Raw genomic sequence first — 23,989 nt, 5'->3', positions numbered from 1 at the left:
CCGATTCTAGGCGCCGGCCTCATGCCGCCGACCCGGGGCGGGGCCTCTCGCCGGAGGCTCATGCGCGGCCGTTCCACACGCGGCGGACGTGCAGATCGGCGTCGAGGAGGACAGCGTCGGCCGGACTTCCGACCGAGAGCGAACCGAGGTCGGGGCGTCCGATGGCGCGGGCCGGGGCGGCCGTCAGCGCGGTCACGGCTGCGGGGAGACTCACGCCCGCGGCGACGGCCGTCCGCAGCGCGGCATCCTGGGTGAGGGTCGATCCCGCGATCGTGCCGTCGAGGAGCCGCGCGACCGTGTTCTCCACGCGGACCGCGAGCGCCCCGAGCACGTAGTCGCCGTCGGCCGACCCGGCGGCCGCCATCGCGTCGGTGACCAGTGCGATGCGCCCGGGGGCCGCGGCGAAGGCGATCCGCACCACCTCGGGCGCGAGATGCACACCGTCGGCGATGACCTCGAGCGTGATGCGGGGATCGGCGGTGGCCGCGCCGATCGGGCCGGGCTCGCGGTGATGGAGTCCGGGCATGGCGTTGAAGGCGTGCGTGAGGATCGTCGCGCCCGCGTCGAACGCCGCGCGCGCGGTCTCGGCGTCGGCATCGGTGTGCCCGACGGCGGCCGCGGCGCCCGCTGCGACGATGCGCTCGATGGCGGCGAGGGCGCCGGGCAGCTCGGGAGCGATCGTGATCTGACGGACGGTGCCGCGGCCGGCATCCAGCAGCCGGGCCACGGCGTCGTCCGCGGGTCCGATGAGCAGCCCGGGATCGTGCGCGCCGTGATGTCCGGGGTCGAGGAAGGGGCCCTCCAGGTGCGAGCCCAGCACGGTGTCGTCCGCCTCGACGAGATCGGCGATCGCCGACACCCGGCGAGCCAGGTCGTCGACGGAGGCGGTGACGAGAGAGATGACGGCCCGGGTCGTGCCGTGCGCGCGGTGCAGCTCACGCGCGGCGCGGATCGCGTCGACGCCGTCGTCGTACGCCGCGCCGCCGCCGCCGTGACCGTGGATGTCGATGAAGCCGGGGGTGAGTGTCGCGCCGGGGCCGGCTGCCTCGGCGGCATCGACGATCTCGTCGACCGGCGCGTCGGCCACGGCGCTCCGCCACCCGTCGCCGGTTCCCCGCGCCGCGACCCGGCCGTCGCGCACGACGAGCCACGCGTCGGGAATCTCGTGTCCGTCGTCGACGAGGGACGCGGAATGGATGACGCGGTTCAGGGCGTCCATGTCACCTCCGGGGACGCAGGGAATCGGATGCCGAAAGTCGTCCACAGCGGCCCGAGTCCGCCCACGCGGGCGCGGAACGACTCCCACGTGCGATCGTCGACGGCGCCGGCGGGAACCGACCAGGCGGCCTCGGCGGCCGCCGCGATACGGGGAAAGGCGAGCGCGTCGATGTCGTCGAGGTCGCGTACGGTCTCCGTCCACAACGGCGCCTCCACGCCCAGGATGCCGTCTTCCGAGATGCCCGACACGACCTCGCCGGGCTCCCACGAGTAGGCCCGTTCGAGGCTCGTCGGACCGTTCGCCCACGTGAGTCCGAGGGGAGCGTCGGCGGTCGGCTTCATGTCGAGGTACACGGCGTCGGCGGGGGACAGGATGACCCGGCCGCCGCGTGCGACGAAGGCCCGCGCCCGATCGTCGGCGCCGTCGGTCGGCGTGACGAAGCCCCAGTACTGGCCGATCGTGCCGGGGGCGAGATCACCGGCGGCACCGGCCTCGTGCCACGCGATCGGGGTCTTGCCGAGGCCTGCGATGACCCGCGACGTGCGTGCGACGAACTCCGCGAAGTCCGCCGCCGGGGTGCCGTGCGCCTCGTCGCCGCCGAAGTGCAGGTAGGGGCCGGGCGTCAGCTCCGCCAGCTCCGTCAGGATGTCGTCGACGAATGCGTCGGTCGCTGCTGCGCCGATGCGCAGCGACGAGAAGCCGACGCCGATGCCCGTGTACGTCTCGCCGGCGACGGGCGTCGGGCCGCCCGCGGCATCCCACCTGTCCAGCGCCGGTGCCGCGGCGACCTCGGGGTAGGCCAGGCCGACCGCGTGCGTGTGCCCCGGCATGTCGAACTCCGGGACGACGGTCATGTGGTTCGCGGCCGCGTGCGCGACGATCGCGCGGTAGTCGTCGGCGGTGTAGAACCCGCCGTCGCCACCGCCCACCGCGCTCGACGACGCGCGGGCGGTGAGCTCGGGGCGGCGGGACAGCGCCAGGCGCCATCCCTGGTCGTCGGAGAGGTGCAGATGCAGCACGTTGAACTTCAGGCTCGCCGCCCGCTCCAGGTAGGCGGTCACCGTCGCGACGTCGTGGAAGTGACGGGCGACGTCGAGCATGACGCCGCGATACTCGTAGCGGGGCTGATCGGCGATGTCGACGGCGGGGACGACCCAGCCGTCGGGCGAGCGGGCGATGAGCTGTCCGAGGGTCTGCACGCCGTAGAAGACGCCCGCGGCGTCGGCGCCCCGGATCGAGACGCGGTGTTCGTCGACCGCGAGCCGATACGACTCGGGCGGCCCGTCACCGTCGACGGTGACGTCGATGGCGGCGCGACCCGCGTGCGCGGGCTCGGCGCGTTCGGACGCGGCGTCGGTGGCGAGGTGGAGGCCCGTTCGGGTCAGGACGAGGCGGTGCAGCACGCCCGCGGCATCCGCGTCCCCGGTCACGGCGACGTCGTCGGTGAGCAGGAACGGCGCGCCGGGGGAGGGCGTGACCGAGGCGGGCAACGGGACCAGCGGCAGCGACATCAGCGCGCCCCTATCTGTAAGGGTGCCTAACAAACTTTCGAGCCAGCGTATCAGCGCGGCATCCGTTATGCTCGGACGCGTCGCGACTGGCGTTGAGGTGGGCCACCACCGGGGAGCGACCGACACGGCATTCGACCGCACGCCTGGGCCGATGTGGAACTTCTCTGCTCGTGAAAGCCGTCGTCAGGAGATCGTCATGACCGATTCGTATTTCAACGCCCCGCTCGCCGAGGTCGACCCCGAGATCGCACAGGTTCTCGAGCGTGAGCTCGACCGCCAGCGCGGCTACCTCGAGATGATCGCCTCGGAGAACTTCGTTCCCGTCTCGGTCCTGCAGTCGCAGGGGTCGGTGCTCACCAACAAGTACGCCGAGGGCTACCCGGGTCGCCGTTACTACGGCGGCTGCGAAGAGGTGGACGTCGCGGAGGAGCTCGCGATCGAGCGCGCCAAGTCGCTCTTCGGCGCCGAGTTCGCCAACGTCCAGCCCCACTCGGGCGCGACGGCCAACGCCGCCGTGCTCCACGCGATCGCTCGCCCCGGCGACACGCTGCTCGGGCTCTCGCTCGACCACGGTGGTCACCTCACCCACGGCATGAAGATCAACTTCTCGGGCCGGCTGTACGACATCGTCGCCTACGGCGTGAATCCCGAGACGTCGCTGATCGACATGGACGAGGTCCGCCGTCTCGCGATCGAGCACAAGCCGAAGGTGATCATCGCCGGATGGTCGGCGTACCCGCGCCAGCTCGACTTCGCGGCGTTCCGTGCGATCGCCGACGAGGTCGGCGCGTACCTCTGGGTCGACATGGCGCACTTCGCCGGACTCGTGGCCGCGGGTGTGCACCCGTCGCCCGTGCCGCACGCCCACGTCGTCTCGTCGACGGTGCACAAGACCATCGGCGGCCCCCGCTCGGGCATCATCCTCACCAACGACGCCGACCTGGCGAAGAAGATCAACACCGCGGTCTTCCCGGGCCAGCAGGGCGGACCGCTCATGCACGTCATCGCGGCAAAGGCGACGGCGTTCAAGCTGGCGGCGACGCCCGAGTTCAAGGAGCGCCAGGAGCGCACCGTTCGCGGCGCCGCGATCATCGCCGACCGGCTGACGCAGCAGGATGTCGCGGATGCCGGCGTCGCCGTCCGCTCGGGCGGCACCGACGTGCACCTCGTGCTCGTCGACCTGCGCGACGCCGAGATCGACGGCAAGCAGGCCGAAGACCTGCTGCACGAGATCCGCATCACGGTGAACCGCAACGCGGTGCCGAACGACCCGCGTCCGCCCATGGTCACCTCGGGCCTGCGCGTCGGCACGCCCGCGCTCGCGACCCGCGGCTTCGGCGACGCCGAGTTCACCGAGGTCGCCGACATCATCGCGCTCGCGCTGCAGCCCGGCGCCGACCTCGAGGCGCTCCGCGCTCGCGTGGCGACGCTCGCCGAGGCCTTCCCGCTGTACCCCGGCCTGCAGCAGTAACCCGGCCTCGCCGCTCGCCGAGAACGCACCCGCTCCGCGAGAACGCACCCTGCACGGTGCGTTCTCGCGGAGGCCGAGCGTTCTCGGCGAAGCGGCCCCCTCGAACGGAGAACGATATGACCGCGCAGAAGCTCGACGGGCGGGCCACCGCCGCTGCCATCAAGTCCGAACTCACCGAGCGTGTCGCCGCGCTGCGCGCGCGGGGCGTCACCCCGGGCATCGCGACGGTGCTGGTCGGCGCCGACCCGGCATCCCAGCTGTACGTCGGCATGAAGCACCGCGAGTCCGAGGCGATCGGCATGAACTCGATCCAGGTCGAGCTGCCCGCGGAGTCGACGCAGGCCGAGGTCGAGGAGGTCATCGACCGCCTCAACGCCGATCCGTCGTGCCACGGCTACATCGTGCAGCTGCCGCTGCCGAAGCACCTCGACACCGACCGGATCCTCGAGCGCATCGATCCCGCGAAGGATGCCGACGGCCTGCACCCCGTCAACCTCGGGCGTCTCGTGCTCAATGTCAACGACCCCATCACCACGCCGCTGCCCTGCACACCGCGTGCCGTCATCGAGCTGCTCCAGCGCAACGGATACGACCTCGCGGGCAAGAACGTCGTCGTGGTCGGCCGCGGTGTCACGATCGGTCGTTCGATCGGCCTGCTGCTCACGCGCCGCGAGATCAACGCCACGGTCACCCTCACCCACACCGGAACCACCGACCTCGGTGCGCACCTGCGTGAGGCCGACGTGATCGTGGGCGCCGCGGGAGTGAAGCATCTCGTCACGGCCGCCGACGTCAAGCCCGGCGCCGCTGTGCTCGACGTGGGCGTCACCCGCGAGAGCGACCCCGAGACCGGCAAGTCGAAGGTCTACGGCGACATCGCGCCGGATGTCGCCGAGGTCGCAGGCTTCCTGTCGCCGAACCCCGGCGGCGTCGGCCCGATGACCGTCGCCCTGCTGATGACCAACGTCGTCGAGGCCGCCGAGCGCGCGAGCGCCTGACCCTGCTTCCCCCGCCTCCGTCGACTCGCCACGAACTGCGGATGCCGGCCGGTCCGGATCCGCGTTCTCTGGCGAGTCGACGGGGCGTCAGAGGAGGAAACGGGACAGGAAGGCACGCGTGCGCGGTTCGCGCGGAGCACCGAAGACGTCGGACGGGGCGCCCTCCTCGACGATGACGCCCTGGTCGAGGAAGACGACGCGGTCGGCGACATCCCTCGCGAACGCCATCTCGTGCGTCGCCATCAGGATCGTCGACCCGGCCACGGCGAGATCGCGCACGAGTTCGAGGACCTCGCCGACGAGCTCGGGGTCGAGCGCCGACGTGATCTCGTCGAGCAGCAGCACCTCGGGGTCCGTTGCGATCGCACGGATGATCGCCGCCCGCTGCTGCTGACCGCCCGAGAGCCGATCCGGGTGCTCGCCCGCCTTGTCGGCCAGCCCGATGCGTGCGAGCAGCTCGCGCGCACGCGCCTCCGCCTCGCGCCGCGGCACACGGTGCACGACGCGCGACGCGAGGGTCACGTTGTCGAGCACCGACAGGTGCGGGAAGAGGTTGTAGCTCTGGAACACCGCGCCCAGCCGCGCCCGCACCGCGTTCGCGTCGACGCGGGGGTCGGAGATGTCGTCGCCGGCCAGCAGGATCTGCCCGTCGTCGATCGGCTCGAGCAGGCCGAGGCAGCGCAGCAGCGTCGACTTGCCCGAACCGCTCGCGCCGATCAGGGCGACGACCTCATGCCGGGCCAGCGACACGTCGACGCCGCGAAGCACCTCTTTGTCGCCGAACGACTTGCGGATGCCGTGGGCGCGCAGCACGTCGACGCCGGTGCCGGTTTCCGTCGGGATCTCGCTCACAGCACCGATCCCGTCTGCTCGCGGCGTCGAAGCCTCGCGGTGTACCAGTCGGTCAGCCGGATCGTCGGGATCGCGAGCAGGACGAACAGCACGCCCGCCACGACGTACGGCGTGAAGTTGTAGGTCGTCGCGACCACTCCGCGCGCCTCGGCGATCGCGTCGAACGCGGCGAGGATCGAGATCAGCCCGACATCCTTCTGCATCGAGATGAAGTCGTTCATGAGCGGCGGCGTCATCTTGCGCAGCGCCTGCGGCAGCACGACCCGCAGCAGAGTCTGCGGGTAGCTGAGCCCGAGCGCGCGAGCGGCGAGACGCTGCGACGGATGCACCGACTCGATGCCCGCACGCACGACCTCGGCCACGTACGCCGAGTACGTCAGCGTGATGGCGAGCACGCCGAGCAGCACCGGATCGATGCGGGTGTTCAGGATCGTCGGCAGACCGAATCCGATGAGGTACAGCACGATGACGAAGGGCAGGCCGCGGAAGAGGTCCGTGTATGCGGCGGCGATGAGCCGGAGGGGGAAGAAGACCGGCCCCCGCAGGGTGCGCAGCAGCGCGAGCACGAGTGCCGCCCCGGCGACCGTGAACACCGAGATCGCGAGCACCTTCAGGTTGACGAGGAAACCCTGCCACACCTCGGGAAGCGCCTGCAGCGCGACGGCGGGGTCGAAGAAGCTCCGCTGGACGGTCGCCCAGCCCTCCGTGTTGAGCACCGTCACCCAGACAACGGCGGCGAAGGCGAGTGTCGAGGCGACGGCGATGAGCACCGACCGCCGCTCGCGGCCGCGCCGGTACGCTCGGCGCTCGAGTTCGAGCGCGCTCGGGACGGAGGTGGTCACGGATAGACGCTAGCGCGCCCTCACTGGAGGAGCGTCACGCCCTCCGTCAGACCCGACAGCCACTTCTGCTCGAGGTCGGCGAGGGTGCCGTCTTCGCGCAGCTCGTCGACCGCGGCCGTCACGGCCGGAGTGAGCGGGGAGTCCTTCGCGAGGAGCAGACCCCATTCGTCCGAGATGCCCGCCTTCGGCAGCTCGCCGACGAAGAACGAGTTCTCGATGTAGAAGTTGACCGCCAGGTACGCGGTGGGGGTGTCGAGGACGATCGCGTCGATCTGTCCCGCGCCGAGGGCCGCGACGGCATCCTCGTTGGAGTTGTAGAGGCGTGCCTCCGCGTCGGGGGCGACCTCTGCGAGCGTCTGAGCACTCGTGGAGTTGGCCATCGCGCCGATCGTGAGGTCGGTCAGGCCCGCGATGTCGGAGACGCCGTCGGCCGCACCACCGGCGATCGCGACGATCGACTGGCTGGCCGAGTAATAGGGCGACGAGAAGTCGACGCCCTGCTTGCGCTCGTCGGTGATCGTGTACTGCTGGACGTTGATGTCGAAGCTCTTCGGGCCCGGCGCGATCGCGGCCTCGAAGCTCGTGCGCACCCACACGACGTCTTCCCGCGCGAAGCCGAGCTTGTCGGCGACGGCGTACGCGACGGCGCCTTCGAAGCCTTCGCCCGATTCGGGGTCGTCGTCGACGAAGTACGGCTCGTAGGCCGTCTCACCGGTGGCGAACGTGAGCTTTCCGGGGTTGACGTAGTCTTCGGCGGCGGGTCCGGAGGCGGCGTCGCCGGAGGCGGCGGGCGCGGGTGAGGACGAGCAGCCGGCGAGGACGATCGCGAGGGCGGCGACGCCGATCGAGGCGGCGCGGACGAGGGAGCGGGACATCGGGGAACCTCCGGGTGCGGATGCCGCGCATCGGTGTGCTGTCACCGGCGGCAGGATCCATTCTCACCCGGCCCGGATGCCGCGGGGCGCGCGGGTCTTCGTGTTACGCCCCGCCCGGCCTCGGGTTCGAACCCTGCGAGGTCCCACGGGATCGGGTATCGCGGGCCCGTTCCCGGCCCACGTGGGACCTCGCGGGGGAGTGGACCCCCGGGGGCTGGGTGGGGCAGGATCGGCGGCATGGGCGGTGGGGGTGGCGGTGGGGGATGCTGCGGAGAAGCGGCGGCGATCCCGTTGCAGCGGCTTCGCTCGCATCTGCTCAGCGAACCCGCGTCGTCACTCGGCGCGGCCGCGGCCCACATGGTGGCAGTGCAGGCGCAGGAGTTCTGGTCCGGTCGATGGGCGCTGGCGGTCCGCACCGACGGTGAGCCTGCGCTGCGCGACGTGGATGCCGCCTTCGAGGAGGGCACGCTCGTGCGCTCGTGGACCCAGCGCGGCACCCTGCACATCGTGCGCTCGGCCGACCTCGCCGGGATGCTCGCGGTGACCGCCGAGCGGCAGCAGCGCGCAGCATCCGGCATCCTGCGCGGACTCGCGGTGGACGACGCGGTGCTGGCGACGGCCGAGCGCGCCGCCCGGCACGCGCTGCGCGGCGGCAATCGGCTCACGAGGGACGAGTTCGCCGACCTCCTACGCGGTGCCGGCATCGCGACCGAGCGCTCGCGCGGCAACCACATCCTCGCGGCGCTCGCCGTCCGCGGGGTACTCGCGTTCGGTCCGGTCGTGCCGCGCGAGGGCGGTCCCACCCGTGACCAGTTCCTCGTCGCTGCGGACGAGCTGCCGTCGGGGCGGATGCCCGACGACCCGCTCGCCGAGATGTTCGCCGGCTACATCCGCTCGCACGGACCGGCCCGCGTCGAGGACTTCCGCTGGTGGGCGGGTCTGCCGATCGGGATGTCGCGACGCGCGGCCGAGGCGGCCGGACACCGCGTGGTCGAGATCGAGGCCGGCCTGTTCGCCGCGCCGGGGATCGGGCCCGGCGCACCGGCATCCGCTGCTGCGGCCGGACCCGAGGGCAACAGCGGGGATGTCGTCGCCCTCCCCGCCTTCGACGAGTACTACCTGTCGTATGCCGATCGGACGACCATCTGCGACCCCGAGCTCGCGTCGCGGATCGGGCCCACCCTGAACGGCCAGGTCGCGCCGATCCTGGTCTCGTGCGGGCGGGTCATCGGCACCTGGCGCCACTCCGTCGCCGCCGGGCGGCACCATCTGCCACCTGACCCCACGCTCGTGATCGCCTCGTCGGTCGCGGCATCTGCAATCGAGGCCTCGCTCGCCCGGGTTTCCCGCTTCCTGGCCGGGTGAGCCCCGGACGGCGCGCGCTAACTCCTCACAAACCACCGCGGCCCCCGTCTGCACCCGCGCGACCTCGTGTGCCTGGCGCGCCAGCGCCGTGAATCTGAGGAGTTATGGCGCGGCGCGGATGGCGCGGCGCCGCGGGTCAACCGGCGGCGTGACGGTCGAGGAAGGCGTAGACCTCGCCGTCGTCGACGCCGGGGAAGTTCCCGCGCGGCAGCGGCGAGAACATCTGCATGTGCACGCGCGCGCTCGGCCAGGCCTTGCCCTCCCACCGCGTGGTGAGGTCGGGGTCGGGCCGCCGGCAGCATGACTCGTCGGGGCAGGTGGATGTCGCGCGCTTCTGCGTCTCGCGGCCACGGAACCACCGGGCATCGTCGAACGGCACGCCGACCGTGATCGAGAACTCGCCCTCGGCCGTCGTCCCGGTCTGGCTGGAGCACCAGAACGTGCCGCCCGGGGTGTCGGTGTACTGGTAGTGCTCGACCGTGCGGTTCTGCTCCTCGAAGGCAGACCGTGCCGAGAACGCCCGGCACACGACCTGTCCCTCGACGCTGCCGGTGACGTCCATTGGCAGGGGCAGGCCGTCGTTCTCATAGACGCGCGTGATGGCGCCCGCGCCGTCCACGCGCAGGAAGTGCAACGGGATGCCGAGATGCGTGGTCATGAGGTTTGTCATCCGCATCCCGGCGGCTTCGTGCGTCACTCCGAACGCGTCGCGGAAGTCCTCGACCGCGAGATTGCGGTCCTTCTTGGCCTGGGAGAGGAACGCGACCGAGGCCGTCTCGGGCATGAGGCAGCACGCGGCGTAGTAGTTGATCTCGAGGCGCTGCTGCAGGAAGTCGGCGTAGTCGCTCGGGGGAGTGTGGCCGAGCAAGCGGTGCGCCATCGCCTGCAGCGCCATTGACCGCAGACCGTGGCCGCCCGGGATCGATGCCGGCGGGAGATAAATGCGCCCGTTCTCGAGGTCGGTGACGGAGCGGGCCGAGTGCGGGAGGTCGGCGACGTAGAGCAGCTCGAATCCCAACTGCTCGGCCATGATGCTCACGGTGCGGTGCGTCAGCGCGCCCGAGGTGTGCCCGGCCGCCTTCAGCTGCTTCTCGGCGAGGCGCTCGATGTCGGGGAGGTAGTTCGCGACCTCGCGCATCCGCAGGCGCAGCTCCGTGTTCGCCCGCCGAGCCTCTTCGGGGGTCGCGATCGCCTCGCGCTCACGGCGCTGCAGCTCGCGGTGGAGCCCGAGGATCGACTCGAGCGTCTCGTCGCTCATCGTCTTGCCCGCGCGCACCGGCGCGATCCCGAGCCGCCGGAAGACCGAGCTGGCCTGCGCCCGCTCGAGCTCGAGCTCGAGGGCGGCACGCTGGTTCGGCGGTTCGGGGGAGAGGAGATCGGCCACGTCGGTGCCGGTAGCCGACGCGATCGCCTGCAGCAGCGAGAGCTTAGGCTCGCGTCGGCCGTTCTCGATCAGACTCAGCTGGCTGCCCGCGACGCCGACCTGTGCGCCGAGCTCGTCGAGCGTCAGCCCGCGAGCGACACGGTGGTGGCGGATGCGGTGCCCGAGGGTCGCGAGTTCGATTCCGGATGCGGCCATTCCTTGATCATAGGGAAAGAATCGTGCTTCTTGAAGGTGCTTGCGGAGGTAAGAGGCAGTATTCGTGCGTTGGAATCGTCACGTATCCCCGATCTCGCCGCCGACGTAGGAGACCGACATGGCCATCGCCGACCTCTTCACCCGCCCCGCCGCCACCGGTTCGTCCGCCGCCGCCACCGCTCAACGCCGTGGCCGCACCGACCTGGGTGCTCGGCCTGCGCCGGCATCCGGACCGCTCGCCGACCTCGTCGCGTGGGTCGACGAGATCGCGGCGCTCACGCGACCCGATCGCGTGCACTGGGTCGACGGCTCGGCGGCCGAGAACGACGCGCTGCTGCGCGAGATGGTCGACGAGGGCAAGCTGATCAAGCTCAACCCCGAATGGCGACCCGGGTCGTACCTGGCCCGCTCGCACCCGAGCGACGTCGCTCGCACCGAGGCGCGGACCTTCATCGCGTCCGAGCGCGAGGAGGACGCCGGTCCCACCAACAACTGGGCCGCCCCCGACGACATCCGGGCGACCATCACCCCCCTGTTCGCCGGATCGATGCGCGGACGCACCATGTACGTCGTGCCGTTCTCGATGGGGGCGGTCGGCGGCCCGCTCTCGCACATCGGCGTGCAGGTGACCGACAGCGCGTACGCCGTGGCATCCATCGGCATCATGACCCGCGTCGGCGCGGCGGTGCTCGACGAGATCGCGGCGGGCAAGCCCTGGGTCAAGACCGTGCACTCGGTCGGTGCGCCGCTGGCGGCGGGCGAGACGGATGTCGCGTGGCCGTGCAACGACGAGAAGTACATCGTCCACTTCACCGACACCCTCGAGGTGTGGTCGTTCGGCTCGGGCTACGGCGGCAACGCCATCCTGGCGAAGAAGTGCTTCGCCCTGCGCATCGCGTCGGTGATCGGCCGCGACGAAGGCTGGCTCGCCGAGCACATGCTGCTCATCCGGGTCATCGATCCGGCGGGCAAGGCGTACCACGTGGCCGCTGCGTTCCCCTCGGCCTGCGGCAAGACGAACCTCGCGATGCTGCGTCCCACCATCCCGGGGTGGCGGGTCGAGACGCTCGGCGACGACATCGCCTGGCTGCGCCCGGGGTCCGACGGTCGGCTGTGGGCGATCAACCCTGAAGCCGGCTTCTTCGGCGTCGCACCGGGAACCGGTGAATCGACCAACGTCACGGCGGTCGAGACGCTCTGGGGCAACACGATCTTCACGAACGTGGCCCTGCGCCCCGACGGCGACGTCTGGTGGGAGGGCCTCACCGACGAGGCGCCCGCCGAGCTCATCGACTGGGAGGGCAAGCCCTGGACGCCCGACTCGGGCCGGCCGGCGGCGCACCCCAACTCGCGTTTCACCGTGAGCGCCGCCCAGTGCCCGCAGATCGCGTCGGATTGGGATGCCGCCGAGGGCGTGCCGCTCGACGCCATCCTCTTCGGCGGTCGGCGCGCGACGAACGTGCCGCTCGTCGTCGAGGCGACCGACTGGACGCACGGCGTGTTCATTGGCTCGAACATCTCGTCGGAGCGCACCGCGGCGGCCGAGGGGACGCTCGGCGAGCTCCGCCGCGACCCCTTCGCGATGCTGCCCTTCTGCGGATACAACATGGGCGACTACTTCGCCCACTGGCTCAGAGTCGGGCAGAAGCTGCGGTTCGACCGGGCGCCGCGGGTGTTCCAGGTGAACTGGTTCCGGAAGGGGTCGGACGGGCGCTTCCTGTGGCCTGGATTCGGCGACAACTCGCGTGTGATCGACTGGATCGTGCGGCGTCTGAACGGCGAGGTCGACGCGGTCGACAGCCCCATCGGGCGCCTGCCGCGCACCGAGGACCTCAACCTCGACGGCATCCGGGTGCCGCAGCGCGATCTCGACGAGCTGTTCGCGGTCGACACGGCGTCGTGGCTGCGCGAGGCCGACCTCACCGAGGAGTTCTACGACACCTTCGGCGACCGGTTGCCGGCGGCGCTGCGGTCCGAGCTCGAGGCCCTGCGCTACCGCCTCGGCCACCGCGCCTGACCCGGCCCGGCCGCGACAACGCACCGTCGCCGCGAGAACGCACCGCAGAGGGTGCGCGTTCGCGGCGACGGTGCGTTCTCGCGAGACCGCGGGACCGCGTCAGACCAGGAGTTGGTGCTTCGCGAGATCGCGGTACAGCGGCACCGTCGCGACGAGCTCGGAGTGCGTGCCCTGGCCGACCACCCGGCCGTGGTCGAGCACCACGATGACGTCACTGTCGACGACGGTCGAGAGGCGGTGGGCGATGACCACGAGAGTGCGGCCCGTCGCGACTGCGTCGATCGCCTCGCGCATCCGCTGCTCGTTGAGCCCGTCGAGCGACGACGTGGACTCGTCGAGCAGCAGGATCGGGGGAGCGGCCAGCAGGGCGCGGGCGATCGCGAGACGCTGACGCTCGCCGCCAGAGAGCATGACGCCCGCCTCGCCGACGGGCGCCTCGAGACCGAGCTCGCTCCGTCCGAGCACCTCGCCGAGGTTGACGGCGCGCAGCACGCGCTCGCAGTCGGCGTCGGTGGCCTCGGGAGAGGCGAGTCGCAGATTGTCGGCGATCGTCCCCGCGAGGGTCGGCGCGTCCTGCTCGACATAGCCGAGCTGTGCGCGCAGCTCGGCGCGGGGCATCGACCGGATGTCGGCGCCCCCGACGAGCACCGCGCCGCCGGTGACGTCGTAGAACCGCTCGATCAGGGCGAGGGTCGTCGACTTGCCTGCGCCGGACGGGCCGACGAGGGCCACCCGCGATCCGCGGGGGACGCGGAAGCTCACGCCCCGGAGCACGTCTCCGTCGCCGCCGGTCGCCGCCGCGGCTTCCGAGGCGAAGGCCGCCATGGCGTCAGCGCCGTCAGCGCCGACCGCTGACGTGTCGACCCGTGCGTCAGCGAGAGTGCGCAGCGCCTCGTCCGACGCCGACCGTCGGGCGGCGACGACGGCCTCCGGGTAGCGGAACCGCACGTCGCGGAACTCGATCGCGACGTCGCTGTCGCCCGCGGCGGTGACGGCGGCCGCGGCATCCGGATCGGCCGAGTCCTCCGTGGGCAGGTCGAGCACCTCCTGGATGCGGCCGAGCGCGCCGAGGGCCTGGTTGACCGAGGTGATCGCCCCGAGGAACGACGCGAGCGGCTGCACGAGGAAGAACAGGAACATGACGAACGTCACGAGGCTCGCGATCGAGATGGCGCCCGAGGCCACGCGGTACCCGCCGACGCCGAGCACGACGAGCAGCGAGAGCTGGAGCGCGACGCCCGCGACCGGCACGACGAGGGCCGATGCCTTCGCGACCCGCACGCCCGCGTCGTACGCCTGCCGGGCGGCTCCCGCGACGGCGACCTCCTCGCGCTCGGTCGCGCCCGCAGCGCGGATGGTGCGGATCGAGCCGATCGCGCGTTCGACGCCCGAGGCCAGTTCGCCGACGCGCTCCTGCTGCTCGCGCGTGGCGCGACGGATGCGGGTGCTCAAACCCACGACGACAGCGACGGAGGCTCCGATGACGATGACGATGAGGAGCAGCAGCAGTGGGTCGATGAAGAGCATCGCGACGATCGCTCCGACGAAGATCAGCGCGTTGCCGACGGAGTCGGCGAGCCCCTGCGTGAGCACGGCGTAGAGCAGCGTCGTGTCGGTGCCGACCCGCGACACGAGGTCGCCGGTGCGGCGGGCGTCGAACTCGGAGATCGGCAGGCGCAGCAGACGCGCGATGAGTCGCCGACGGCTCGAGAACACGACGGCGGTTCCGGTGCGCTGCAGAAGATAGTGCTGGAATGCCCCGATCGCCGACGAGACGACGACGAGGATCACGAGGGCCCAGACGAGGATGCCGAGGGTGTCGCCCACCTGCACGCGCTCGATGACCTGGCCGACGATGAGGGGTTGACCGAGGGTGGCGACTGCTTCGATGACGCTGAGGACCGCGACGACGACGAGCACGCCCTTGTGCTCGAACAGGTAGGGGAGCAGCTGCGAGAGACGGGCGCGGGGACCCTCGTCGGTGCGGCGGCGTCCACCGCGCATGCGGCTGCGGGTGTCGGACATGCGGTCCCCTCGGTTCGGCGAAGCTCTCACCTTCGACCGTACTTCTTTCATCGAGGGTGGTTGTCCGTTCGCAGCATCGATGGCAGAGTGCCCGGATGCGTTCGTCCATGAAACGTCAGGCGGCATCGCTCACGGCGACCGCGTTCGTCGTGCTGTCGCTCACCGGCTGCACCGGCTCGGTGACGGACGGAGACGCGGCAGACCCGACGGCATCCGTCGGCTCCACAGCGTCGCCCGCGCCGACCTCCGATGCGCGCACCGACGAAGAACAGCTCCCCCTGCCCGTCGATGAGATCGCGGCATGGGCCGAGACCGCGGTGCCCCGGCCTTCGGACGCGAATCGCAGTGGGGCGCTGTCGGGGTGGCTGAGTCAGAACACCTCCGCTCAGCAGACGTCGGAGTTCTCGTCGCTCCCCGCCGGCACCTATCAGGCGCAGGTCGCGTGTCGCGGCGACGGCATCATCACCGTGGCAGCGAGCGCGATCGACAGCGCATCGCCGGGCGATCCCGTGACCTGCGACAACAGCACGATCGCTTTCGACGTCGCGATCGACCAGCCGGGCATGACCGTCACCCTGGACCTCACGGGCGCCCCCACCATCTACGCGCTCTCGCTCGAGCTGCAGTCCTAGCCCGTCAACGCTCGACCAGAACCCCGTCGGCATCGGCCCAGACGTGGCGGCGCGGCGTGAAGACGACGCCGCCGACGGTGACCGGAACATCGACGTCGCCGACGCCGTCCTTCGAGCTCTTGCGGGGGTTCGAGCCGAGCGCCTTGACCCCGAGGTCGAGCGACGCGATAGCCGCGCGGTCGCGGATCGCCCCGTTCACGATGATGCCCGCCCACCCGTTCTCGACCGCCGATGCGGCGATCAGGTCTCCCACGAGCGCCGATTCGAGCGACCCGCCGCCGTCGACGACGAGGACGGCCCCGTCTCCCGGCGTCGCCAGCACGTGCTTCACGAGCGCGTTGTCGCGATGGCAGCGAACCGTGCGGATCGGGCCTTCGAAGGCGGTCCGGCCGCCGAGGTCGAGAAGCTGCACGCCGAGCGAATCGAGCTCGTCGCCGCGTTCGTCGTAGAGATCGGCGGTGGCGGTCGTCATGTCGACAGGGTAGCGGCGACCTCCCGTGTGCGTCTCAGGCGCCGGTGGCGATCGGTCGGTCGGGATGCTGCGACCATTGGCTCCACGAGCCGGGGTAGAGCACGGGCCGGTAGCCGGCGAGGCTCAGGGCGATGGCCTCGTGCGCGGCGCTGACCCCCGAGCCGCAGTAGACGCCGACCGTCGACCCCGGCTCCGCGCCGAGCGCGGCGAAACGTTCGCGCAGCTCGTCCGGGCTCCGGAACCGTCCCGTCTCGTCGTTGTTCTGCGTCGTCGGGGCGGACACGGCGCCGGGAATGTGTCCGGCGCGCGGGTCCAGCGGCTCGACCTCGCCGCGGAACCGTTCGCCGGCGCGGGCGTCGAGCAGCAGCCCGGTGCGGGCGTGATCGAGGACGTCGTCGATGCCGAGCGTCGGCAGCGTGCCGGGGGAGACGATCGCCGTACCCGGACGTATGGCCGCGGCGTCGCCATCCTCGAGGTCGAACCCGGCGTCGATCCAGGCGGCGAGGGCGCCGTCGAGCACGCGGACGTCGGCGATGCCGGCATCCTGCAGCACCCACCACGCTCGGCCGCTGGCGAGGTTGGCGACGTCGTCGTAGACCACGACGGTGTCGCCGTCGTCGATGCCCCACTCGCGTACGGCGGCCTGCAGGGTCTCGCGCGAGGGCAGCGGATGCCGCCCCGCACGCGGCTCTGCGTGCTCGGCCAGTTGCGTGTCGAGGTCGGCGTAGCGAGCACCGGGGATGTGACCCGCGCGGAACGCCGGGCGTCCGTGGGGGCGGTCGAGCCACCATCTGACGTCGAGGATCCGAACGGGGCCGCCGTCGGGGTATCGTCCCGCCACGATGGCGGTTCGGAGTTCAGCGGCAGTGGTGAGGATCGACGGCATCCCCCGATTCTGCCGTGCGGGCCCGGACCGTGGGGAGGCCCGGGCCCGCACCGGTCGGATCAACCGGCGATGCGCGCGACGAGATCGATCTCGACGAGGATGTCGGCCAGCTGCGAGCCGACGGTCGTCCGCACCGGGAACGGCTCGGAGAAGAACTCGCGGTAGGCGACATTGAACTCGGCGAAGTCGGCGAGGTCGGCGAGGTGCACCGTCACCTTGAGCGCGTCGTCGAGGGTCGCGCCGTGCTCGGCGAGGACCGCCTGCAGGTTGCGCAGCACCTGACGGGTCTGATCGCCGACCGACTCCGGCTTCTCACCCGTCACCGGGTCCTGCGGGCCGAAGCCCGCGGTGAACAGCAGGTCGCCGCTGACGATGCCCTGGCTGTACGGGCCGGCGGGCTGAGGCGCGTCGGCGGTGCGGATGGCCTTCTTGGTGGTGGTCATGGGATCCCTTTCGTTTCTTGGGCGGGTTTCAGGCGGGTGGAGCCGGCGATCACGTCGCCGCGGCGGATGCGTGGCGCAGTCCACCCCCGGGCGTGGCGCCCGTGAGCTCGCCGTTCCGGAGCACGATGCGCCCCGAGACGACGACGTCGTCGATGCCCTCGGCAAGCCGGAGCGGCTCATCGTACGTTGCGGCATCACGGACGCGCTCGGGGGCGATGACGGCGATGTCGGCGATCGCGCCGGGGCGCAGCCGACCCCGGTCGCCGAGGCGGAACCTGTCGACCGGGTTGGTCGAGAGATGGCGGACCGCCGTCGGCCAGTCGAGGAACCCGTGGTCGCGCACGTAGGTCGCGAGATACGACGCGAACGTGCCGCGTGCGCGGGGGTGCGGGTGCTTGCCGATGAAGATGCCGTCGGATCCGCCGATGTGGCCGGGGTGGGCGATCAATCGTCCGAGATCGGACACCGGGCGCTGATCACGGACGGCCATGATCACGTTCGCCTCGAGGTGCGACGCCGCCAGCAGGTCGAGCGCGGCGTCGACGGCATCCGTGCCGCGCGCCTCGGCGATCTGCGCGAGCGTGCGCCCGTGCGCCCAGTCGAACTCCGCGGCGGGCGTGTGGGCGACGGTGATCATCTCGGGCCACTCGGGGCCGAGGCTCGGGTTGCGCGCCACGCGGGGGAACCACTCGCGTCGCAGCCGGTCGCGCTCGGCCGGCTCGGCGAGCGCGGCGACCGCGTCGGCCGGCTCGGCTGCGTTCAGCGACGGCGGCAGCATCGTCATGGCGAGCAGCGAACAGCCGCGCGTGTAGGGGTAGGCGTCGAAGGATGCCTCGACGCCCCGGTCCTGCAGCAACGCCATCAGCCGCCACGCCTCGTCGGCCGGCGTGTGGAAGTGCGAGACGTGGATCGGCACCCCGGCCGTGAGCCCGATGCGCGCCGCCTCGTCGATGCCGGCCTCGGAGTTGAGCTCGTAGCCGCCCCTCATATGGGTCACGTACGGGAGGCGGTGCTCGGACAGCGGCGCGCACAGGGCGGCGATCTCATCGGTGCTCGCGAACAGTCCGGGCACGTAGTCCAGGCCGGTGGAGAGCCCGACCGCCCCGTCGGCGATGCCCTCGGCGACGAGCGCCACCATCCGTGCCCGTTCTTCGGGCGACGCGGGACGGTCGCTGTCGCCCATGATCTCGTGGCGCACGGTGCCCGCGGGCACGAGGTAGGCGACCCGTAGCGGGATCGCCCCGTCGTACGAGGCGAGGAGTTCCGCGACCCCACCGCCCCGGTAATGCGGGTGGGGGCCGTTGATCGCCGCGAAGTAGCGGCTAGCGTGGCGCCCGTCGCCCGGAGCGAACGAGATGCCGTCCTGGCCGCCGATCACCGTCGTCACACCCTGGCGGAGCAGCGCGAGCTGGACGTCGCGGTCGAACACCGCGCCTTCGGCGTGCGAGTGCGCGTCGACGAAGCCGGGCACCACGAGGCGGCCGCCCGCATCGATCACCTCGAGGTCATCGCGCGCTGCGAGGCCCTCGCCCGGAGCGGTGATCGACCGGATGCGCTCGCCGTCGACGAGGACGTCGGCGCGGACGGGCGCTGAGCCCGACCCGTCGACGACGACCCCGCCGGTGATGAGCAGACCGGTCATGCCGCGGCGCCGCGGGGTGCGTGGATCCGCCCCGCGTCGGCGGTGTCGGGGCGGATGGTCGCCGTCATGGTGGCGACGGCGCCGATGACGCAGATGACGGCGGCGTAGATCACGACCGGCCAGATGGCGCCGCTGGCCCACCCGACGAGCGCGGTGGCGATCAGCGGTGCCAGTCCGCCGCCGAGCGTGTTGGAGAGCTGGTATCCGATGTTGACGCCGGTCGTGCGCTGCTCGACGTCGAACATCTCGGTGAGCATCGTCGACAGCGTGGCCTGCATCGCGACGCCGGGGATGACGAAGCCGATGATCATGCCCAGCCAGATGAGCCACGGGACGTGGGTGCCGTAGAGCATGAACGTCGGCCAGATGAGCAGGGCGAAGCCGAGGCAGCCGGCGACGTAGACCTTGCGCCGACCGATCCGGTCCGAGAGCGCTCCGTAGGCGGGGGCGACGAAGATCTGCAGGAGTCCGACGATCATCGTTCCGATGAAGCCGACCTGCGCCGCCGTGCCCGACGAGACCATGAACGACAGGCCGTAGGTCAGCACGATGTAGCCGGCGATGGACTGCGGGAGCCCGATCAGGATGCCGAGGAGGGTGTTCTTCGGGTGACGGAAGACCTCGATCAGGGGCGAACGGGGCTTGCCGCCCTGGGCGCGCACGGCGCGGGTGTGCTCGGCGAACTCGTCGGATTCCTCGAGCTTGCGACGCAGCAGGATCGCGATGACGGCGAGGACGAGGGCGAACACGAACGGGATGCGCCATCCCCACGTCATGAAGAACGAGTCCGGCGTCAGCCCGAGGGCTGCCATCGCGCCGGCGGACGCGACATTGGCGATTCCGGCGCCGGTGATGAGGAAGGCGCCGAAGAAGCCGCGCCGACCCACCGGCGCGTGCTCGACCACCATCGTGGCCGCGCCGCCCATCTCACCGCCGACGAAGAGCCCCTGCAGCGATCGCATCGTGATCAGCAGAATGGGGGCTGCGGCCCCGATCATGGCGTCCGGCGGGATCAGGCCGATCGCGGCCGTCGTGAGCCCCATGCCGATGACCGTGATGAGGAGGGTGATCTTGCGTCCCATGCGGTCGCCGATGTACCCGAAGACGATGCCGCCGAGCGGGCGGAACAGGAAGCCGACCGCGAACGTCGCGAACGACGACAGCTGGGCGATGAACGGATCGTTGGCCGAGAAGAAGACCGCGGGGAAGACGGCGGCCGCCGCGAGCCCGTACAGGTAGTAGTCGAAGTACTCCATCAGCGTGCCGATGGAACCTCCGGCGATCGCTCGTCGCTGCGTCTTGGTCAGGGGCTGCCCGGCGGTGCGGGTGCGGGTCGCGCCGCTGCGGGGCGGGGCGGTCGGCGTGGTGTTCACCATGTTCTCCTCGGTACGACCGCAACGTTGCGGCTGGCCAGCATCAGGGTGGAGCTTCCCGGATACGAATCTCGGGCGTCGAAACGCTAACACGATGCTTACTGCGATTCTATGTGGTTAGCAGAAATTATTAATACACGTGTAACGACCGTGACACAATGGGCGCACGACAGACGGGAGATCCACCGTGAACAAGCTCCTCCCCGCGGAAGCGGCGGTCTTCGCCGACATCGAGGACGCGCATCGGACGCTCGCGCCCCTCATGACGGCCATCGCGGCGGCCGTGGGCGACCACTGCGAGGTCGTGCTCCACAACCTCAGCGCGGGCGATCTGGAGCACTCGATCTACGCGATCGTGAACGGGCATGTCAGCGGCCGGGGTGTCGGGGGCCCGTCGACGAACCTCGGACTCGAGGTGCTTCACGACGAGACCGCCGATCACAACGCATTCGGCTACCGAGCGCGCACCCACGACGGGCGAGACCTGTTGAGCTCGTCCGTGTACTACCGCAATCCCGAGGGGCGCATCATCGCGGCCTTCTGCATCAACATCGATCTCACGCCGATGCAGCGCGCCGCCGACCTCGTGGCGTCGCTGGTGCCCGCGTCACGCGTCTCCGCCGACTCGGCGCCCCAGGAGCTCGTGGGGCAGGACGTCTCGAGCGTCCTCGACGAGATGATCACCGACGCAATCACGATGGTGGGGAAGTCCCCGTCGTCGATGTCGAAGGCGGATCGCATCGAGGTGCTGCGCCTGCTCGAGGCACGGGGCGCGTTCCACATCAAGCGTGCGGCAGACAAAGTGTCGTCGCGCCTCGGCGTCTCGCGGGTCACGGTATACGGCTACCTCGACGAGGTCCGTCGCGGCTGAGCCGGCCGCCGCGGCTGAGACTGCAGCAGCGGCGCAGGCGTCTCAGGTTCAGAAGAAGGTCTCCACGGCCTCCGTCACCGTCGTCGCGCCGTCCGTGATGGGAACGAGCCGCCACTTGTCGAACGCGGTGCAGGGATGCGATAGCCCGAGCCGTACGACATCGCCGACCTCGATGCGCTGCTCGCCCGTCCAGCGGAGGAACGCGTGCTGATCGTTCATGGCGCTGATCTCGGCTCGCAGCGGCCGTTCCGAGGCTCCCAGCTCCCCGGCGATGCCGAGGGGTACCGGCAGGCCCTCGTCGAACGGAAGATCGCGCTTTCCGCCGTCGAGGAGGGCGAGGCCGGGCTCGGGCTGCGACACCACGCGCGCGTAGGCGAACATCGCGGTGCGCAGCGCGATGTCGTCGTCGCGGACCCGGTCGGGGTCGAGCGGTGAGATCGACCGGTAGAACCCGCTGTCGTGCGCGAGGTACGCGCCGGAGCGCAGGATGGCGCGGGTGTGTGGGATGCCGCCGATCCCCTCGGCGACGAGGTCGAAGAACGCGCTGCCGCCCGCCGTCACCCACGGCAGATCCGACACGAGCGGTCGTACGCGCTCAACGAGGTCGCGCATCCGCGAGCAGAACGCACGCACGGCCGCGATCGCGGCCTCGGATCGGTCGTGAGCGAGGGCGCCCTCGTAGCCCGCGACGCCGCGCAGCGACAGCCGGTCCGACGCCGCGATCGCCTCGGCCGTCGACAGTGCGGCGGTGTCGTCACGGGCGCCGGTGCGCCCCGGGGATGCCCCGATCTCGGTGAGGACACCCCACCGCGAGCCCGACGGCAGCTCGGCGGTCATCCGTTCGACCACCTCGCGGGAGTCTGCCCAGCTGACCACCTCCTGATCGGGGTGCTCGTCGAGCCAGACCGCCACCCGGCGCAGCAGAGCCCCGTCGGTGCAGGCGTTCGCGATCTGCACGGTGCGCACGCCCGCACGCAACGCCACCTCGGCCTGCCAGCCGGTGGCGACGGTGATGCCGGTCGCCCCTGCCGCGAGCTGGCGCCGCCACAGCTCCGGCGCCATCGTGGTCTTGCCGTGCGGCATGAGCTCGAGGCCTCGGCGCCGCGCCCAGGCGGCCATCGTGTCGATGTTGTGCGTCAGGGCGGGCCCGTCGAGCACGAAGAGCGGGGTCGAGAACGAGCCGAGCGGCGCGTCGATCGCGTCGATCGGGCGGCCGTCGAGGCTCGCGGGGAACGACTTGTCGCGCCACGAGACCGAACGGGCGCTCACTTCTTCATCACCTCGGCGAGGCGGGCCAGTTCGGCCGCGTCGGCGAGGGCCGAGCCCACCGCGACGACCCGCGCGCCCCCGTCGAGGAACGCCGGCGCGTTTCGGGCATCCATCCCACCCGTCGCGACGAAGGAGACATCGGGGAAGGGGCCGCGCATCATGGTGAACCACGCGGGCCCGAGAGCGGCGGCGGGGAATGCCTTCAGCCAGCGCAACCCGGCGCGCCGCGCCTGATGGATCTCCGACGCGGTCGCGACGCCGGGGATCGACGGCATCCCCGCGTTCTCGCTCGCGCGCACCACGTCGAGGTCCCAGCCGGGGCTCACCGTGAACGTCGCGCCGGCCGTCGCGGCCTCTCGCACGGTCTGCGCGTCGACGATGGTACCCGCCCCCACTTGCTTGCCGCGGGCGCGACCGGCGTCGACGACGGCAGCCAGTGCCTCGAGGTCGAGAGCGGTCTGGATCGGCACCTCGACCACGTCGATACCGAGGTCCCATGCGGTCTCGGCGAGCTGCAGGCTGCGCTCGACGCCCATGCCGCGGAGGATCGCCATGACGGGTGAGCCGGCGAACGCGTGGTCGAACCACGAGCCGGCGGTGTCTGCGGGGGTCTTCATTCTCGTCCTCTCGACGACGGTGACGGGTCGGGCTGGGGTACGTCGGATGTTCCCGCGAGGGCGCGGGCGGCGGAGGCGTGACCGGTGTCGAGGCGGCGCCGGGCGTCGCCGCCTCGGATCAGCTCGCCGAGCCAGCCTGCCGCGAATGCGTCCCCGGCGCCGACGGCTTCGACCACCTCGACGCGGCGGGCGGGAACGGAGACGGTGCCGGCGGGGCCGAACTCGGTGGCCTCGATGTCGGCGTCTTTGACGACGAGGTGCGGCACGTCGGGCAGGAGGGAGCGGACATCGGCCGCCGTCTGCGTCCCCCACAGTCGCTCGGCCTCGTCGCGGCCGACGAACACCGCATCGGATCGCGCCGCGGCCTCGGCGATGGCTCGCGCAGCCGTCGCGTCGTCGGCCCACAGGGCGGGACGGTGGTTGACGTCGAAGCTGACCCGGACGTCGTGCTCCCGCGCGGCATCGATTGCGGCGTGCACCAGGTCGCGGCACGTGGGCGAGAGCGCGAGGGTGATGCCGGTCAGGTGGACGGTGTCGACGGATGTCCAGTCGATACCATCGAGCGCTGCGGGCGACAGACGGGATGCCGCCGAGCCGGCGCGGTAGTACTGGACTCCGTGACCGGGGTCTTTGACGTAGAGGCCGGTCGGCGCGTCGCGGTCGATGATCAGCCCGTCCGTGCTGACGCCGTGGCTCTCGATCCGACGGCGGATGCGACGTCCCAGTGCGTCGTCGCCGAGGGCGCTGAACCATCGTGCCCGCAGCCCGGCGGCGGCCAGGTGGCACGCGAGGTTCGACTCCGCGCCGCCCGCCTCCAGGCGGAAGTCGTCGGCGGACTCCAGGGTCTCGGCGCGTGCGGGCACGACCAGCGCCATGGTCTCGCCGATGCTGAGAACGTCGATCGGCCGAGGCCGTGCGTGTGCCGGCTCGCTCACGAGAACCTCACTTCCATGGTTTAACTCGAATTATGGGGGGTTGACGAAAATCTTGCAAGAGCGGGGCGGGCATCGCCGGCGGACCGTGTCGGACG

The 23,989-nt window shown here is 71.3% G+C and carries 21 protein-coding genes and 1 riboswitch; of the genes, 6 read left to right on the top strand and 15 right to left on the bottom strand.

Annotated elements, in window-relative coordinates; genetic code table 11:
• Positions 1-58 precede the first annotated feature (58 nt).
• Both nagA and AA0Y20_RS15670 read right to left on the bottom strand, forming a co-directional pair.
• Complete coding sequence (nagA, locus tag AA0Y20_RS15675; RefSeq protein WP_412936134.1) at positions 59-1,219, bottom strand: N-acetylglucosamine-6-phosphate deacetylase; 1,161 nt, start codon at positions 1,217-1,219, stop codon at positions 59-61.
• A complete protein-coding gene (locus AA0Y20_RS15670) occupies positions 1,207-2,730 on the bottom strand; it encodes a family 20 glycosylhydrolase (protein WP_412936132.1) in 1,524 nt (507 codons plus the stop codon). Before AA0Y20_RS15670 ends, nagA begins: the two co-directional genes overlap by 13 nt.
• A 72-nt stretch (positions 2,731-2,802) precedes the next feature.
• Positions 2,803-2,886: riboswitch (ZMP/ZTP riboswitch) on the top strand.
• Positions 2,887-2,926: 40 nt separating this feature from the next.
• Between AA0Y20_RS15670 and glyA the strand changes: the two genes are divergently transcribed.
• Together glyA and AA0Y20_RS15660 are read left to right on the top strand one after the other, a co-directional pair.
• Positions 2,927-4,201 (top strand): serine hydroxymethyltransferase, encoded by a 1,275-nt coding sequence (gene glyA, locus AA0Y20_RS15665; RefSeq protein WP_412936130.1) that lies wholly within the window; start codon positions 2,927-2,929, stop codon positions 4,199-4,201.
• A gap of 116 nt (positions 4,202-4,317) precedes the next feature.
• Positions 4,318-5,199, top strand: a complete 882-nt coding sequence (locus tag AA0Y20_RS15660) for a bifunctional methylenetetrahydrofolate dehydrogenase/methenyltetrahydrofolate cyclohydrolase (protein ID WP_412936128.1) — start codon at positions 4,318-4,320, stop codon at positions 5,197-5,199.
• Positions 5,200-5,286: 87 nt separating this feature from the next.
• Here AA0Y20_RS15660 and AA0Y20_RS15655 read toward each other — a convergent pair whose 3' ends face one another.
• The 3 genes from AA0Y20_RS15655 to AA0Y20_RS15645 are packed head-to-tail and all read right to left on the bottom strand — an operon-like array spanning position 5,287 to position 7,768.
• Positions 5,287-6,042, bottom strand: a complete 756-nt coding sequence (locus AA0Y20_RS15655) for an amino acid ABC transporter ATP-binding protein (RefSeq protein WP_412939667.1) — start codon at positions 6,040-6,042, stop codon at positions 5,287-5,289.
• Positions 6,043-6,047: 5 nt separating this feature from the next.
• Positions 6,048-6,893: an amino acid ABC transporter permease gene (locus tag AA0Y20_RS15650; protein ID WP_412936126.1), complete on the bottom strand. Its 846-nt coding sequence runs from the start codon at positions 6,891-6,893 to the stop codon at positions 6,048-6,050.
• 20 nt (positions 6,894-6,913) lie between these two features.
• The gene (locus AA0Y20_RS15645; protein ID WP_412936124.1) at positions 6,914-7,768 is read right to left on the bottom strand and encodes an ABC transporter substrate-binding protein; all 855 of its coding nucleotides are present in this window, start codon (positions 7,766-7,768) and stop codon (positions 6,914-6,916) included.
• Between the two features lie 237 nt (positions 7,769-8,005).
• On the opposite strand from AA0Y20_RS15645, the gene AA0Y20_RS15640 reads away from it, so the two are divergent.
• Positions 8,006-9,133 carry a winged helix DNA-binding domain-containing protein gene (locus AA0Y20_RS15640; RefSeq protein ID WP_412936121.1) on the top strand — a complete coding sequence of 376 codons (1,128 nt, stop codon included), beginning with the start codon at positions 8,006-8,008 and terminating at the stop codon, positions 9,131-9,133.
• 136 nt (positions 9,134-9,269) lie between these two features.
• Here AA0Y20_RS15640 and AA0Y20_RS15635 read toward each other — a convergent pair whose 3' ends face one another.
• Positions 9,270-10,712 (bottom strand): helix-turn-helix domain-containing protein, encoded by a 1,443-nt coding sequence (locus AA0Y20_RS15635; protein ID WP_412936119.1) that lies wholly within the window; start codon positions 10,710-10,712, stop codon positions 9,270-9,272.
• Positions 10,713-10,830: 118 nt separating this feature from the next.
• Between AA0Y20_RS15635 and AA0Y20_RS15630 the strand changes: the two genes are divergently transcribed.
• Complete coding sequence (locus tag AA0Y20_RS15630) at positions 10,831-12,729, top strand: phosphoenolpyruvate carboxykinase (GTP) (RefSeq protein ID WP_412936117.1); 1,899 nt, start codon at positions 10,831-10,833, stop codon at positions 12,727-12,729.
• 99 nt (positions 12,730-12,828) lie between these two features.
• Here the strand turns inward: AA0Y20_RS15630 and AA0Y20_RS15625 are convergent, their stop codons facing one another.
• Positions 12,829-14,754 (bottom strand): ABC transporter ATP-binding protein, encoded by a 1,926-nt coding sequence (locus AA0Y20_RS15625; protein ID WP_412936115.1) that lies wholly within the window; start codon positions 14,752-14,754, stop codon positions 12,829-12,831.
• Positions 14,755-14,849: 95 nt separating this feature from the next.
• On the opposite strand from AA0Y20_RS15625, the gene AA0Y20_RS15620 reads away from it, so the two are divergent.
• Positions 14,850-15,386 (top strand): hypothetical protein, encoded by a 537-nt coding sequence (locus tag AA0Y20_RS15620; protein WP_412936112.1) that lies wholly within the window; start codon positions 14,850-14,852, stop codon positions 15,384-15,386.
• A gap of 4 nt (positions 15,387-15,390) precedes the next feature.
• Here AA0Y20_RS15620 and rraA read toward each other — a convergent pair whose 3' ends face one another.
• The 5 genes from rraA to AA0Y20_RS15595 are packed head-to-tail and all read right to left on the bottom strand — an operon-like array spanning position 15,391 to position 20,205.
• The gene (gene rraA / locus AA0Y20_RS15615) at positions 15,391-15,858 is read right to left on the bottom strand and encodes a ribonuclease E activity regulator RraA (protein WP_412936110.1); all 468 of its coding nucleotides are present in this window, start codon (positions 15,856-15,858) and stop codon (positions 15,391-15,393) included.
• Positions 15,859-15,892: 34 nt separating this feature from the next.
• A complete protein-coding gene (locus AA0Y20_RS15610) occupies positions 15,893-16,744 on the bottom strand; it encodes a sulfurtransferase (RefSeq protein WP_412936108.1) in 852 nt (283 codons plus the stop codon).
• A gap of 59 nt (positions 16,745-16,803) precedes the next feature.
• Positions 16,804-17,187, bottom strand: coding sequence for a RidA family protein (locus AA0Y20_RS15605; protein ID WP_412936105.1), 384 nt, complete (start codon positions 17,185-17,187; stop codon positions 16,804-16,806).
• A 49-nt stretch (positions 17,188-17,236) separates the two neighbouring features.
• On the bottom strand, positions 17,237-18,829 hold the full coding sequence (locus AA0Y20_RS15600; protein ID WP_412936103.1) for an N-acyl-D-amino-acid deacylase family protein: 1,593 nt from the start codon (positions 18,827-18,829) through the stop codon (positions 17,237-17,239).
• A complete protein-coding gene (locus AA0Y20_RS15595) occupies positions 18,826-20,205 on the bottom strand; it encodes an MFS transporter (protein ID WP_412936101.1) in 1,380 nt (459 codons plus the stop codon). The genes AA0Y20_RS15600 and AA0Y20_RS15595 overlap by 4 nt, the downstream gene beginning before the upstream one ends.
• Positions 20,206-20,389: 184 nt before the next feature.
• Between AA0Y20_RS15595 and AA0Y20_RS15590 the strand changes: the two genes are divergently transcribed.
• On the top strand, positions 20,390-21,073 hold the full coding sequence (locus tag AA0Y20_RS15590) for a transcriptional regulator (RefSeq protein WP_412936099.1): 684 nt from the start codon (positions 20,390-20,392) through the stop codon (positions 21,071-21,073).
• 48 nt (positions 21,074-21,121) lie between these two features.
• Here AA0Y20_RS15590 and AA0Y20_RS15585 read toward each other — a convergent pair whose 3' ends face one another.
• From AA0Y20_RS15585 to AA0Y20_RS15575, 3 genes are read right to left on the bottom strand one after another with little or no spacing between them, the layout of a single operon-like run.
• On the bottom strand, positions 21,122-22,342 hold the full coding sequence (locus AA0Y20_RS15585) for an amino acid deaminase (RefSeq protein ID WP_412936096.1): 1,221 nt from the start codon (positions 22,340-22,342) through the stop codon (positions 21,122-21,124).
• Entirely contained in the window at positions 22,339-22,959 is a 621-nt protein-coding gene (locus AA0Y20_RS15580; protein WP_412936094.1) for a bifunctional 4-hydroxy-2-oxoglutarate aldolase/2-dehydro-3-deoxy-phosphogluconate aldolase, read from the bottom strand. Before AA0Y20_RS15580 ends, AA0Y20_RS15585 begins: the two co-directional genes overlap by 4 nt.
• Entirely contained in the window at positions 22,956-23,894 is a 939-nt protein-coding gene (locus AA0Y20_RS15575; RefSeq protein WP_412936091.1) for a sugar kinase, read from the bottom strand. Before AA0Y20_RS15575 ends, AA0Y20_RS15580 begins: the two co-directional genes overlap by 4 nt.
• Between the last annotated feature and the right edge of the window lie 95 nt (positions 23,895-23,989).

The organism is Microbacterium pratiae (assembly GCF_047302165.1).
In the GTDB taxonomy this organism is placed as follows: domain Bacteria; phylum Actinomycetota; class Actinomycetes; order Actinomycetales; family Microbacteriaceae; genus Microbacterium.
The sequence above is the reverse complement of the archived record's forward strand: the minus strand, read 5'-3'. Positions and strand labels throughout refer to the sequence as shown.